At 25.6% G+C, this 15,312-nt stretch carries 13 protein-coding genes; 6 read left to right on the top strand and 7 right to left on the bottom strand.

The window, feature by feature from the left end; translation table 11 throughout:
* Positions 1-208 precede the first annotated feature (208 nt).
* A complete protein-coding gene (locus C7380_RS08460; RefSeq protein ID WP_158274854.1) occupies positions 209-805 on the top strand; it encodes a TetR/AcrR family transcriptional regulator in 597 nt (198 codons plus the stop codon).
* Positions 806-881: 76 nt separating this feature from the next.
* Here the strand turns inward: C7380_RS08460 and C7380_RS08455 are convergent, their stop codons facing one another.
* The 7 genes from C7380_RS08455 to C7380_RS08425 all read right to left on the bottom strand — a co-directional run bounded on the left by C7380_RS08455 (position 882) and on the right by C7380_RS08425 (position 10,033).
* Positions 882-1,655, bottom strand: coding sequence for an MBL fold metallo-hydrolase (locus C7380_RS08455; protein WP_109605069.1), 774 nt, complete (start codon positions 1,653-1,655; stop codon positions 882-884).
* 12 nt (positions 1,656-1,667) lie between these two features.
* Complete coding sequence (rlmD, locus tag C7380_RS08450; protein WP_109605068.1) at positions 1,668-2,819, bottom strand: 23S rRNA (uracil(1939)-C(5))-methyltransferase RlmD; 1,152 nt, start codon at positions 2,817-2,819, stop codon at positions 1,668-1,670.
* Positions 2,806-5,841, bottom strand: a complete 3,036-nt coding sequence (locus C7380_RS08445) for a hypothetical protein (protein ID WP_109605067.1) — start codon at positions 5,839-5,841, stop codon at positions 2,806-2,808. The genes rlmD and C7380_RS08445 overlap by 14 nt, the downstream gene beginning before the upstream one ends.
* Before the next feature lie 12 nt (positions 5,842-5,853).
* Positions 5,854-7,626, bottom strand: a complete 1,773-nt coding sequence (locus C7380_RS08440; RefSeq protein WP_109605066.1) for a tetratricopeptide repeat protein — start codon at positions 7,624-7,626, stop codon at positions 5,854-5,856.
* A 48-nt stretch (positions 7,627-7,674) separates the two neighbouring features.
* Positions 7,675-8,034 (bottom strand): VanZ family protein, encoded by a 360-nt coding sequence (locus tag C7380_RS08435; protein WP_109605065.1) that lies wholly within the window; start codon positions 8,032-8,034, stop codon positions 7,675-7,677.
* A 153-nt stretch (positions 8,035-8,187) separates the two neighbouring features.
* Positions 8,188-9,309 (bottom strand): tRNA guanosine(34) transglycosylase Tgt, encoded by a 1,122-nt coding sequence (gene tgt, locus C7380_RS08430; RefSeq protein WP_109605064.1) that lies wholly within the window; start codon positions 9,307-9,309, stop codon positions 8,188-8,190.
* Between the two features lie 136 nt (positions 9,310-9,445).
* Complete coding sequence (locus C7380_RS08425; RefSeq protein ID WP_109605063.1) at positions 9,446-10,033, bottom strand: cyclodeaminase/cyclohydrolase family protein; 588 nt, start codon at positions 10,031-10,033, stop codon at positions 9,446-9,448.
* Positions 10,034-10,259: 226 nt separating this feature from the next.
* Between C7380_RS08425 and sufC the strand changes: the two genes are divergently transcribed.
* From sufC to sufU, 5 genes are read left to right on the top strand one after another with little or no spacing between them, the layout of a single operon-like run.
* Entirely contained in the window at positions 10,260-11,006 is a 747-nt protein-coding gene (gene sufC, locus C7380_RS08420) for a Fe-S cluster assembly ATPase SufC (RefSeq protein ID WP_109605062.1), read from the top strand.
* Between the two features lie 21 nt (positions 11,007-11,027).
* Entirely contained in the window at positions 11,028-12,440 is a 1,413-nt protein-coding gene (gene sufB / locus C7380_RS08415) for a Fe-S cluster assembly protein SufB (RefSeq protein ID WP_206050568.1), read from the top strand.
* Positions 12,441-12,468: 28 nt separating this feature from the next.
* Entirely contained in the window at positions 12,469-13,683 is a 1,215-nt protein-coding gene (locus tag C7380_RS08410) for a SufD family Fe-S cluster assembly protein (RefSeq protein ID WP_109605061.1), read from the top strand.
* Complete coding sequence (locus C7380_RS08405) at positions 13,661-14,890, top strand: SufS family cysteine desulfurase (RefSeq protein ID WP_109605060.1); 1,230 nt, start codon at positions 13,661-13,663, stop codon at positions 14,888-14,890. The genes C7380_RS08410 and C7380_RS08405 overlap by 23 nt, the downstream gene beginning before the upstream one ends.
* Positions 14,887-15,312 (top strand): Fe-S cluster assembly sulfur transfer protein SufU, encoded by a 426-nt coding sequence (sufU, locus tag C7380_RS08400; RefSeq protein ID WP_170110825.1) that lies wholly within the window; start codon positions 14,887-14,889, stop codon positions 15,310-15,312. The genes C7380_RS08405 and sufU overlap by 4 nt, the downstream gene beginning before the upstream one ends.

The raw sequence follows: 15,312 nt of genomic DNA, 5'->3' as shown, positions 1-15,312 counted from the left end.
TTTTAATATATCGAATTTAATTCACCGAATTAAGTTCAATGGAATTTTATCATTACAAAAAAATATTGTCAAATTCTTCACAAAGATTAAATTAAAGTTTTTTTAACTTATTTTACATTTTTTCCAATTATTTGCATAAATATCCATTATTTTGATAATATTTGTATATCTTAAAAAAAAAATATATAATTAATGCGAGGTGAAAAAGTTGAATAATCTAACAAACAGACAAAAACAAGCTATAAATACTAAGTTTAAAATAACTGAAATAGCTTTAGAATTATTTAAAAGCAAAGGAATTAAAAAAGTTAAAATAAAAGATATTTGTAATAAAGCCAATGTTTCTATAGGTACTTTTTATCATTATTTTGATTCTAAAGAAAAAATATTGGAAAAATCTTATATTCAAATAGACTCCATGATTGCTGAAAATATAGAAAATATAGTTTATGAGAATAATTTAGATAGGATTTTAAAACTTTTTAATAGGGCAAATATTCTTATTGAAGATTTAGGTTGGAGGTTTGTAGCCGATGCTTATACCCATTTACTTACAAGCGAAGATAGATATTCTTTATGTTCTAAAAGATACCCTTATGTTTTAATTAAAGAATCTCTTGAAAAAGGTATTATAGCCGGAGAATTTCTGCCTAATTTTAACCCTGAAGAAGTATCTGAAGTATGTATGCGTTTAGGTAGAGGAATGGTTTTTGATTGGTGCCTTCATAAAGGTAGCTATTCTTTAACTTCGGAAAGCGAAAAATCTATAATAACTTATTTGAAGACTTTTCAAGTCAAAATATAATAAAAAAACCTCCAAAATAGAAGATAAAAATTACAAATCTATTTTGGAGTTCTATATTATTTTTTATTTAAATATTTTATATATGAATCTTAAAATTTGAAAATTGAAATATTCCATTTCCTTGTTCTAATCTATTTTCAGATTCTATCTTTTCAAATGCTTTTAATATTTCATCTATGATATCAATATTTATTTTTAATTCATTATGTGCTGGCAATATTTTTTTTATTCCTTTTATTTTACTTATTTTTTCAACTGAATTTTTAAATTTTATAGGATCAGTTGTTGGATAAAAGGCGTATAATGTACCGCTATATATGAGATCACCTGTAAAGAGATATCCTCTTTCTTCTTCAAAAAAACACATATGCCCAGGAGAATGACCTGGAGTATGCATAGCCCTTATTTCACGATTTCCTATATTAATTATTTGATCATCTTTTATATATTTTACTTTATCACTTTTAAAAATTTTATATTCCTCTAAATCAAATTCTTCTGGAGGTTTTTTACTGAAATTTTTAGGTTCTAAATTATTTTTTACTATTTTTTCTGGTACTGGAAATTTTTCTAAACACCAATCTTTTTCAAGCTCATTTATATATATTTCATCAAATCTTTTATGATCCCCTATATGATCCCAATGAAAATGTGTAGTTAAAACTATTATAGGGAGATTGGTGAGTTTTTCTACCTCTTTTTTTATGTTTCCAATACCTAAACCTGTATCTATTAATAATGCTTTTTCATTTCCAACAATTAGATATGAATGCATTTTTTCCCAATGACCATATTCACTTATAGCAAATGTTTCATCATCTATCTTTTCTATGGTAAACCATTGTTCCATGAGAATCCACCTCTATTTTATTTCTAGCACTGCAACACTTTCTATATGCCTTGTATTGGGAAACATATCTACTAAATGATAATGTTGAAAATCGTATAAATCTTCAACTTCTTTTATATTTTCTGCAAGTGTTTCTGGGTTACAGGATACATATATTATTTTTCTAAATTTTTGTTCTTTTAAAAATTTTAAAACTTTTGGATTTAATCCTGCTCTTGGTGGATCAAGTACAACAAAATCAGGATGTCCTTCTAATTTTGTTATTTCTTCTTTTACATCTCCGCATATAAATTCAACATTAAATATATCATTTAATTCTGCATTTTCTTTAGCCATTTCAACTGCTTCTTTTATTATTTCAACAGCATAAACTTTTTTTGATTTTTTTGATAATAATGAGGCTATTGTACCCGTTCCTGAATATAAATCATATGTTATATCAGTGTTTTCAGCATATTGAATGGCTGTTTCATATAATTTTTCTGCCCCATATGTATTAGTTTGAAAGAATGAAAATGGACCTATTTTAAATTTTAAGTCTAATATTTTTTCTATATAATAATCTTTTCCATATATTATTTCTAATTTGTCTGCTTTTAATACATTTCCTTTTGCTCCGGTTTTACTGTGAAGAATCGATACTATTTTACTTTTTAGTTTCAAATTTAGTATTCCTTCAGCCCATAGTTTTATATCCTTATCATTTTCATCAGTTTGATCTGTAGCTATATTTATCAATAGTTCATTTGTGTTTAATCCTTTTCTAACAGATAAATGCCTTAAATACCCTTTATGAGCCCTATAATTTCTGAATGTATATTCCCTTTCTAAAAAGAACTGTCTTGTAAAAATTACTATTTGGTTAAAGTCATCATCTACAAGCTTGCAGTCTTTGGTATAATGAACATCAAATTTTCTACCTTTTGCTTTCATTCCAAGGTTTAATGGGGCATCTTTTGATTCATTTCCAAATGTATATTCCATTTTATTTCTATATTCATATGTATTGGGAGATTTTACAATCCCATGATAATTTTTTGGTTTTAAATTAAGATTTTTAAATATTTCAAAAACTTTTTTTTCTTTATTTTTTAATTGTTCATCATATTCTATATCAAGGAATTCACAACCACCACATTTTCCAAAAACACTACATAATTCCATTTTTTATCTCCTTTTTTTCTTCTAAATCTTTTGTTTGAATTTGATCTTGATTCTTTTGTTGAATAATATCTCTTGTTATTACTATATTGTTCGTATTTCTTTTTGTCATAATGTTTCCATATGTATATATATATTCATCTTGTATATCCAAGCCTATTATTTGATAGTCTCCATCAAGTTCTATTTCTAAAAATTCTTCAAATTTTTTCTGTTCTATATTTATTTTATAAACTATTCCTAATTTTTTATTATTTTTTTCTCTGTATCCATATGTATATATTTCATCATTTATTACTTTTGTTCCAAGTAATTTTTCTTTGTATTCTGATTTTTGTTTGAAAGAATTTCCAAATCCTTTATTTTCATCTAATTCTACAATACTATGATATATTTCTTCGCCTTCATTTTCATATATTATGTAATATTTCTTACCCAATTTTATAGTTCCAACTGGAATATCATCATTTTCATCTCCATACACATTAGACCATTTTTCTTTACCATAATAGTCTATATTTATAGCATATATATCAAATTTTCCATATCCGAATGATCTCGTATATCCTACAACTATAAATCCTTGATTTGAATTATTAACAACTGAGTTGGCGATTTCTAAATTTTTTCCACCAAAGTTATTTGTCCATATTCTTGCACCATCTTTTGTATATTTTGATACAAAGATATCTGTTAATCTATTATTCGTAAAAAAGTTACCGGATACAACATAACTTTCGTCGTCTATATTAGAAATAGATATTCCACTATCTCTTCCAAAATCACCATAATTTATTTCATAATTTATAGTTCCATCTGAAGTTATAGAAACTATATAAGCATCTCCATTTAAGCCTTTTGATGATGTATCTCCAATAGCTACTAAATTTGCATTCTCTGATGCATCTTTTGTAATTATTATATCTTTAAAGAAATCTGTACCATCTCCACCAAATATGTATTCTTTTTTTTCTTTTAAATTTTTATTTATTTTTATTATTTTTGCTTTCCATGAATCTCTTGATTCATAACCTGCAATGTAAAAATTATTTTCATCTGATACTACTTTATAAGCATATTCATCGTATAGTTTATCTAATATGACCGTTTTTTGAAAGTTTGTAGTTTTAAAATCTTTAGAATCTAAGTTTATTTTTTTTCCGTCTTTTATAGTAAATAATTTTAAATTATAATTTTTATTTTTTTCTAAAGTCAATGTAGCTTCAGTTGACTCTGTAGTTACTGTATTTAAAATTTTGTTATCATTGAGTTCGATTATAAAATTATCTGTAATAGGTGTTCCATCCCAAGTAATTTTTATTTGTTTTTCATCTATTTCATCATAATCAAAATTTATTTTATAATCATATTTTGGAACTAATCCAAATATTTGTTCAAATATATTTGGTTCTTTTATATTATCAATTTTTGTGGCTGGTTTAGTAAAATTAGTTATCGTTGATTCTTTAGTTGTTTCGGTTGATTTTTGAGTTAAACTTTTTATTTCTTTTTCAAGATCTATTTTTGTAGCATTTTCTGTTATATTTAATGGCGTAGGTTCTTCTGTAATTTCATTTATAGTATTTTCAACAGTTGCTGGTTCTGTATGATCTATATTAATTAGGTCTTCATCATTTTTCATAGGTTCTACAGTATTTTCAGTATCTTTTGGGATTTTTTCTTCTGTGTTTTCAAATTTTGTTTGATTTTCTTTTTCATTTGAATCCTGTTCTATTTTTTGTATTACTTTTTTATAGTTTGTTTCATTTGTTATATCTTCTTCAAAAAATATTATATATCTGTCAACATAGTCTGTTATTCCTATTGATATCAAAGATCCATCTTTATATGGTTTTGATATAGGAGTTAATGGGCTTATTGAAGAATAAGACCATATGTTTTTATTGTTATTATCAAAAGCTTTTATTTTTTCTCCTATTAACACATATTTATCTTCATTTAAAGATATAAAATAATCGTATTTTTCTTCATAATTTATGTTTTTTATCAATTCTAATTTTTCATTATAAATTTGTAATGTATTATTTCCAGCAAGAATTATCATGTTTTCACTGTGTATATAATACTTTCTATTTAGTTTATCCGAAGATATTTTAAAGTTTAGTCTTTTTATTTCATCATAATTTTTGTCGAGTTCTTGTATATAGTCTTTTGTTATAATAAATATTTTATTTTTTGATGTAAGGATTTGTTGTATTTCTTCTTTAAAATTTATTTCTTTTATATTTTTCATATCAAAGTCTAATATTTGTATTTTATTTTTTAAAGCTATTATTATGTGCTGATCAAATATTTTTGTATCTATGATATTTTCACGTGAACTATATATTTTCTCTATTTTATTACTTTTTATTTCATATATTTCGTTTTTTGTTGTTATATAAGTCTCTTCATTTACTTTTATTATTTTTTTATCAAAATTAAATTCTTTTATTATCATATCTGGATATAATAAATATAATTTTTCTTTAGTTTTTATATAAATTATCTCTTTTTTATATATATTCTCTATTATTCCTTTAACATTTATTGTTTTTATTTTATTTTTATTTTCATCTATTATTTCAAATGAATCATTGTTTATACCTATAAAATATTTTCCATATGGTATTAAACTTTTATAATTTTCAAAAAATATTTGATATATGTCTCCATTTTGTAATTCTCTTGTTTTGAATCTAAAAGTTTGACTATCTATAACTTTCCCTTCAGATAATGCTTCTATTTTCCAATAATACGTTGTTTGGGGTTTTAAAACATCGCCTGCATAAAAGTTTGAAAAAAGATTATTTAATTTTAAATCCTCTTCTTTTATATTTGGATTTTCTGATATATACAATCTAAATTTAACTTTTTTATCATTTTGATCACTTTCATAACTCCATTTAAATATTATTTTTAAATCAACTTCTTCTTGATTATTTTTTGGCATTACTGCTTTTATTGAAGAAAATGAAATTGTGCTAAAAATAAATATTAAAATAAATAACAGGCTCTTTTTCATTATTTACACCCCTTATAATCTGTTTAACTTTGCTACAAACATTATTAAATCCTTTACTTCTTCATTTTTGAATTTTTGATTTTCTATTTCCTCAATACTTAAATCAAATCTCATAGCTGATAAAAATATGTATAAAGCATCTTCAAATGTTTTCATATTCGATTCTAAAATAGAATCAAAGTCCAATATATATGTTTCATATTCCGAAATTATTTTAGAAAATTTATAGTTTAAATCTTTTATTTCTTCTATTATTTCTTCTATAAAATTTTCTAAATTACTTTGCTCTCCAAAAACTCTATTTTGATAGTATCTTAAAAGAACTTTTGAAAAAGCTAATCCATAATTATCTTTCCATAAGTATTTTGAAAGTGTTGATTCTACTCTTTCTGATAATCCATAGTTGAATCCAGATAAGTATAGAGCATTTATTATTACTTTTAATCCTAATGGTTTTAATTTAGATGTTTTATCTAAAGGTTCTTTTAACCAACCTATATATTCTCCTTTTAATCCATTTTCTGATAATTTTTCTGAAAGAATTTTGGCATCTATCATTCCATCATCATCAAAACTTTCTAATAAAGCTTTTTCAACTGCCAAATCTGTATAACTTTCTAATTTTTCTAAATAAGTATCTATTTTGTCTAATCTTAATGGTAAACTTAAAAATAGTCCTTCTTTATTTAGTTTGCTTAAAATCTTTTCTGTATTTTCTATATCTCCTTTTGAAAGGTAAAAAAACATCAAAAGTGATTTTGAAGGTATTTGTAAATCAGTATTTTTAAGTTTGTTATAATTTTTTATTACATTTTCTTCATCTTCAATTATTGTATATAATTTTAAAAGTGTTAAATATATTAGATTTTTGTTTTCATCACTTGAAAGTTTTAAAGCTTTTTCTTCTGCATTTATAGCTTTTATAAACTCTCCTATATTTTTGTATTCTAAGGATAATTCATGAAGAATAAAATCCGTTTCTTTTATAGTAAGTGCCTTTTCTAAATTTTTTATGGCATCTAAATGTCTGCCAAGTTTTGATAAACTATATGAATTATTATAATAAATTTCATAATTGTTTCTATCTATTTCCAATGCTTTTTTATGTATTAGATAAGCATCTTTATATCTTTCTAGTTGATTATAGATTACTCCTAATCTTTGATAAACTGGAATAAATTGAGAATCTAATTTAATAACTTTAAAGTAGTTTTCTATTGCCTGTTCATATCTTCCATTTTCTGCGAATATATCTCCTATTTTTAGGTATGCTAGCGAAAATTCTTTATCTGATTCTATAGCTTTTATGTAATAATCGACAGCTTCATCATAAATCTTTCTGAAATACATTAAATTTCCAAGCTCAAAGTATCCATAAGCAAAATCTTTTTTTTCACTTATGGATTGTTTTAATTCTAATTCTGCAATTTCTTCATTTCCGAGTTTTGCATAATATAAACCGGAATAAAAATGAAATCTATAATCATGTAAAATTTCTTTAGCTTTTAATAAATATTTGTAAGCTAATTCAAAATCTTCTTTATTCATCAATTGTTTAAACATTTCATAATAATGATAAACTAAATAACTCGAATAATATTCATCTTTTTTTACATTTATTTGAGCTTCAAGTCCTCTTATTATTATGTCTAAAGGTATTTTATTTTCATTTTTTGCTTTATAAAAATCTTCCGCGAGAATTGGTAATTTTACTGGTAAATTATGTAATTTAGCATAATTTGGTTCTATGTTAAGATATACTATAGCATATTTTATTTTTTTCAAATTGTACACCTCCAAAAGAAATTATAGCATAATATTTTAATGATATTTTTACTTGAAGGCTTTATTTTTTATAAGAAAAAATATCATTCCAAAAAATAAACCTCCAAGACTTGCTATCATATCATAATAACTAAATATATGATATTTTGATAAAGATTGTATATATTCGGTTATTATTGGAAAAGATATATATAATATTATCGAAATACTGAATAAAATTTTTCTTTTTGTATTTTTAAAAGCCATAAAAAATAGGTCTGAACTTATAAAATAAGCTATAAAATGAATTATTTTATCTTCATATTTAAAAGTAGAGTATGGTATTATTGGCTTACTTAAAGATAAATAAAAAATAAGAGTAATGTATATAATAAATATTACTCTCCAGATTATTTTTTCTATTTTCATTTTTATCACCCATTAAATCATATTTTAGTCAATATATAGTTATTATATATTAATTTTATTAAAAATTAATTAGAGATGAATATCATTCATAACAGTTTATTTAAATTCAAAAAAACAATCGGACATAAGCCCGATTGTTTTTTTTGAATTTTTTTAATTTTGTAAAGGATATGACGAATTTGAAAAAAATTCTTTTTTGAAATCTAAAAAAGAATCATTTTCTATCGCTTCTCTCATTTTATGTATAAGGTGTATGTTAAAGTATAGATTATGTATAGATATTAAAGTTTTACCCAACATTTCATCTCTTTTTAAGAGATGATTTATATATCCTCTTGTATGATTTTTGCAAGCATAACAATTACAATCATTTTCTATAGGACTATGATCAAATTTATTTTTTGCCGATTTCAAGTTTAATTTTCCATTCCAAGTTAATGCTGTACCATGTCTTCCCATTCTCGTTGGTAATACACAATCGAACATATCCATTCCATTTTCTACAGATAAAAACATCATGGTTGGTGATCCTATACCCATTATATACCTAGGTTTATCTTTTGGAAGTTTATCACCAAATTCTTTTAACACTTTTTCTGATTCTTGATATTTTTCCCCTACTGCAAGACCTCCAAGTGCAAATCCGTCAAATGGTATAGAAGTTATTTGCTCTAAACTTCTTTGTCTTAAATCGCTAAATAAGCCGCCTTGAACAATTCCAAAAAGTGATTGATTTTCTTTTTTATGTGCTTCAAATGAGCGTTTTGCCCATCTATAAGTTCTATCAACCGAATCTTTCATGTATTCATATCCCCATTTAGCATTTACACATTCATCAAATGCCATTGCTATATCCGAACCTATTGTTTGTTGGATTTCCATAGATTTCTCAGGAGTCATCATTATTTTTGATCCATCAAGAGGGGATCTGAATAGCACTCCTTCTTCTGATATTTTTCTATCCTTTAAAGAAAAAACTTGAAATCCTCCGCTATCAGTTAATAAAGGTTTATTCCAATTCATAAAATTATGTATACCTTCAAAATCTTTCATTATTTCCATTCCAGGTCTTAAAAAAAGATGAAAAGCATTTGAAAGTATTATTTCAGAATCTATATTTTTTATTTGATCATTTGTTAATCCTTTAACTGTTGAATTAGTACCAACAGGCATAAAAACAGGTGTTTCTATAATACCATGTGGGGTATGTATTCTTCCTCTTCTCGCTTTTGAGTATTTATCAACATGTAGTAGTTCATATTTTATTTTTGACATTAATTATTTAAAATCGTTATGTAAAACTTATAAAATTTTTTTATTTTATAATATTACATGTTTTACTATAACGTCTACCCTCCTTGTAATTTTTATTTTATAACTTACGTTGTAATATACGTAATATTTCTAACTTTTAATCGATATCTATTTCTTTTCTAATATCTTTTAACAATTTGTCAGCAGTTATAATTATTTTATCTATATCTCCAACTATTTTTTCTTTTATTTCTTTGTCTTTAATACTTTTAGCATTAACTTTTACAAGTATTAATCCAGAGTTATAAACAGAATATCCAAGATAACAAGAAATTTGTGCATCCGATTTAAGGTTTTTATTTCCATATTTGTATAACATATAAGAGATTTCCATTATTTCATATCCTAATTTCGATATTTTAGCCGAAACTAAGGCAGCTTCTCTCAATGCTAAATCTTTATCCCCTATGCCTTTATAAGCTTTTGAAACCTTATCAAAAGCTCTTGAATCTTCGTCTGCACAGTCCATTAAAACATCGGATATATGTATCAGTTTTTCTAAAGCTTTTTCTACTTTACTTTCATGTTGTTCATATTTTTCATTTTCAAGTGTATATTGGGCAACCATTCCGCTTAAAGATGCCGCTAAAGACCCTACAATAGCCGCAACTGCCCCACCACCTGGAATATGAGTTTTTTGGTTCAATTTTTCATTAAAATTTTCTATGCTCATCTTTCTATACATGCTATCTCACCCCTATAAGAAGACATCTTGTCATTGTATATTATATCATTTTTCATTTAAAAAAATGTTTCATATTTTTTTGATTTTTTTTATTAATTTTTTTTATATATAATCTTTACAAAAAATATCATATTTAATTTGACTTAATTCTGACTTTTATGGTAGAATTTAATTAACATATACAACAAAAACAATCTGATTTGAATGTTTGTGAGGAGGCATTTAAATGGAAAAAATATTAGAAGTGAGAGATTTAAAGGCTAGTGTAGTAGAAGATGGTAATGTAATATTAAAAGGTGTAAATTTAACTATTAATTCTGGAGAAATTCATGCAATAATGGGGCCTAACGGTTCTGGTAAATCAACTTTGGCAAATGTTATAATGGGAAGCCCAAAATATGAAGTTCTCGAAGGTGATATTCTTTTTAAAGGACAATCTATTCTTGATCTTTCTACTGATGAAAGAGCTAAATTAGGTTTATTTATGTCTTTTCAAGCACCAGAAGAAGTTGATGGAGTTAAAATGAGGCAATTTTTATTAAATTCTTATAGAAATATAAACGAAAATGATAGTATATCTGCTTTGAAATTAAGCAGAAAAATCGATGAACTTTCTGACACAGTTTATTTGGATAAATTATTTTTAGATAGATATGTAAATAATGGTTTTTCTGGTGGAGAAAAAAAGAAAAGTGAAATAATGCAAATGGGTCTTTTAAATCCTAAATTAGCTATTCTTGATGAAATTGATTCAGGTTTAGATATTGATGCTTTAAGAATAGTTGCTGAATCGATAAATAAATTTAAAACTGAGAACATGGGTATACTTTTAATTACTCATTATCAAAGAATTTTGAATTATGTTATTCCAGATTTTGTTCATGTTTATTCACAAGGTCATGTAATCACAACTGGTGGTGCCGAATTGGCTAAAGAAATAGAAGAAAATGGTTATTCTATGATTGAAGGATAGTTTAATTAAGGAGTGGTTAAGATGTCTAATAAAGATTTTGATATGAAGGATCTTCTTGTAGATCAAAGTAGATTTGATTTTAGAAATCCTGAAATGTATGCTTATAAGTCTGTACCAGGCCTTAATAAGCAAATAATATATGAAATTTCAGAACAAAAGCAAGAACCAAAATGGATGTTAGATTTGAGATTAAAATCTCTTAAAATATTTGAATCTTGGAAGGATCCGCAATTTGGAGTAGATTTAAAAGATTTAGATTTAAGTAAAATAGTTGCTTATATTAAACCGAATGCCAAAAGAACAAACTCTTGGGATGAGGTACCTGATGAAATTAAAGATACATTTGAAAAACTAGGTATTCCAGAAGCTGAAAGAAAAGCTTTGGCGGGCGTTGGAGCTCAATACGATTCAGAAGTCGTTTATCAACATGTTCAGAAAAATCTTGAAGATTTAGGTGTTATTTTTATGGACATGGAAACTGCTGTAAAAAAATACCCTGATCTTGTAAAACAATATTTTATGAAAGCTGTTTCAGCTACAAACCATAAATATGCAGCATTGCATGGAGCTATATGGAGCGGAGGGACATTTTTGTACGTTCCTCGTGGCGTTAAAGTTCCTCTACCATTACAAGCTTATTTCAGAATGAATAATCCAGGAATGGGTCAATTAGAACATACGATTATAGTTGCAGAAGAAGGATCTGAATTAGCTTTCATTGAAGGATGTTCTGCTCCTTTTTATAATACTACAAATATACATGCTGGAATGGTAGAAATATATGTAAAAGAATCTGCAAGAGTTAAATATGCAACTATTCAAAATTGGAGTAAAAATACTTATAATTTGAATACTAAAAGAGCTATTGTTGATAGAGATGGAATAATGGAATGGGTATCTGGTTCACTTGGTTCTTTTAAAACTATGATATATCCTTCTTCTATTTTGAGAGGAAAAGGAGCTAAAACCGAAACTAAGGCTATTACTTATGCCGGTTCTAATCAACATATGGATGCTGGATCAAAGGTTATGATGTTTGCTCCTTATACTTCTGCAAATATTGATGCAAGATCTATAAGTGTTGCTGGAGGTTGGGCTTTTTATAGAGGATGGTTAAAAATTGGTGAAAATGCAAAAGGTGCTAAAGCTTCTGTAGAATGTCAAGCTTTGATGCTGGATAATAAATCAAAAAGTGATACTGTTCCTCTTATAGAAGTTCATACAAATGAAGCTGACGTTGGTCATGAAGCAAAAATCGGAAGAATTAAAGATGAACAAATTTATTATTTGATGACAAGAGGCCTTTCTGAAGCAGAAGCAAAAGCTATGGTTGTTAGAGGTTTTGTTGAACCTTTTGCAAAAGAACTTCCAATAGAATATGCAATTGAATTGAACAGACTTATAAATATGGAAGTTGAATCATCTATAGGTTGATATCATTGTGAAAGAGGTGAATTAATAAATGGAAACAATATTTGAAAAAGCAATAGATTTAAAACATAATAATTTTTTAACTGTGGAATCTAAAGTTCCACAAATTGAATCTGAAATAGATTATAATGAAAATGAACTTTCAAGATCTATTGAACAGTATAAAAATAAAGATCTAATAACTTTTAAAAAAACAAGATATGAATCTTATAAACAATGGGGATTTCCTAAATGGAAAAGAACAAAACTGAATGGTTATGATCCATTAAAATATATAGAGAAAATTAATCCAAAAATTTCAGGTAATCCTTTATCAATAGATAATATAGATGAAGAAGGTTTAAAAATTCTTGCAAAATATGATATGGAAGGTGCTAATAGAAAGTTTTTTTTAATGTCAGATACTTTTTTTAATACTGGATTTTATATAAAAACTAAAAAAAATGAAGAAAAAAAGCCTATAATATTAGAATATAATTTAGATAATCCTATATATGAAAATACAATTTTTAATATAAAAGAAAATTCTAAAGTTACTGTAGTTAGAATATTAAATGGTAGTAACGAAGATGGTTTTAGAACAACTTCTTTAAGAGGTTTTTTAGGTAAAAATGCTGAATTAACAATAATAAATGTAGCTCATTTAGGTGACAAAGATATAAATATAGATAATGCTTTATTTGAGGTTGGTGAAAATGCAACTGTAAATGTTTACGACCTTCATATAAGTGGAAGAATTTCTTCTCCACATTATATTTTTAGACTTAGTGGTGAAAATTCAAATGCATTTATGAAACCTTATTTTCTTGGATATAATGATAATATAATCGATATGTTTTATTTGATAAGATTTTATGGAAAAAATACTACTGGCGATATTACTGGGAAAGGTGTTTTAAAAGATCTTTCAAAAGCTGTTTTTAGAGGAACTTTAGACATAAAGAAAAATGCAAAAGAAGCTAATGCTTCTGAATCTGAACATACTCTTTTATTATCAGAAAAATCAAGAGCAGAAGCCATACCAAGTTTATTAGTAGACGAAAATGAAGTTAATGCTTCTCATGCTGCTTCTGTTGGAACTTTAAATGAAGATACGCTTTATTATCTTATGACAAGAGGTTTCTCTAAAGTAGAAGCTAAAAGGCTTCTTTCTTTAGCTATTTTTGAATCTTTTATAGACGAAGTAGAAAAGTATCATAAAGAAACTTCTGAGGTGATTAGAAATGTTATTGAGTCAAAAATTTGATTTAGAATTTCCCAGTTTGAAACGCAATATTAATGAAAACAAATTAGTTTATTTAGACTCTGCTGCGACGACTCTTTTACCAAAAAGAGTCGCAAACAGAGTTTATGAATATTCTTTAAATCATAGATCAAATGTACATAGATCAAGTCATACATTAGCAGCTGAATCTACTTTATTGTTAGAAGAAACTAGAGATTTATTAAAAGATTTTTTGAATGCTTCTTCTTCTAAAGAAATTATTTTTACCAAAGGAACTACGGAATCAATAAATCTTGTTGCTTATTCTTTAGCTATTTCAAATTTTTTTAATGATGGTGATGAAATTCTTTTAAATAGTTTAGAACATCATGCAAACTTTGTCCCTTGGCAACAAATAGGGAAAAATTTTAATATAAATACTAAGGTTTTTAAGAATAAAGATGGCATTTTTAATGAATCTGAATATTTAAATAATATAAATAAAAAAACAAGATTAGTTGCTATTACTGCTCATTCAAATGTCACAGGACAAATTATAGATATTAAAGATCTGATTAAAAAAATTAAAAATATAAATGAAAAAACTTTAATTTTAATAGATGCGGCACAATATGTTCCTCATCATGAAATAAATTTAAAAGAATTAAATGCTGACTTTGTAGCATTTTCAGGTCATAAAATGTTAGCTCCTGGTGGTATAGGTATTTTGTGGGGAAAGAAAAAAATTTTGAATGATATGAATCCATTTCTATTTGGCGGTGAAATGATAGATCAAGTTGATTATGAAGATACATCTTTCAATATTTTACCTTATAAATTTGAAGCTGGTACTCCAAATATGGAAGGGATTTCAGGTTTAAATGAAGCAATAAAAATAATAGATGAAATAGGATTTGATTTAATTTCGGATCATATATCAGATATTACACAATATGCAATAAATAAATTAAATAAATTAGATTTTATAGAATTGTACGGTCCTAAAGATTCTTCTCAATTTGGAATAATATCTTTTAATTTAAAAAACATTCATCCTCATGATGTTTCACATTTATTAAATGATTTAACTGGAATTGCAATTCGTTCTGGTCATCATTGTGCTCAATTAATTATGAAGGATATTGGAATTCAATCGTCATGTAGAGCAAGTTTTTATATTTACAATGATAAAAATGATGTAGACAAACTTTATAATGGATTGATAAAAGTTTGGGAGTGGTTAAAATGAGTTTAGAAGATTTATATTCTGAAATTATTCTTGATTATGCAAAAAATCCTCAATTTAAAGGTTCTTTAGAAAATGCTTATGAAAACCATGCTAAAAATTTATCTTGTGGTGATGAAATAAATTTATTTTTAAAAATAGAAGATGATATCATAAAAGATGCTAAATTCAAGGGACATGGTTGTATAATTTCTCAGGCATCTACTTCTATGCTGTGTGAAGCTCTAAAAGGATTAAATACTGAAAAGGGTAAAGAACTCATAAATGAAGTTATAAAAATGTCCCAAGGGAAAAGTTTTAATGAACATATAATTGGTGACTTAGATATATTTAAAGATATTTCTACTTATCCTATGAGAATAAAGTGCTTCACTCTTGCATGGCATACCGCTTTAGAAACTATCGAAGATTTCGAGGAGGGATAA

The organism is Oceanotoga teriensis (genome assembly GCF_003148465.1).
GTDB lineage: Bacteria > Thermotogota > Thermotogae > Petrotogales > Petrotogaceae > Oceanotoga > Oceanotoga teriensis.
This window is presented reverse-complemented; position numbering and strand designations above follow the sequence as displayed.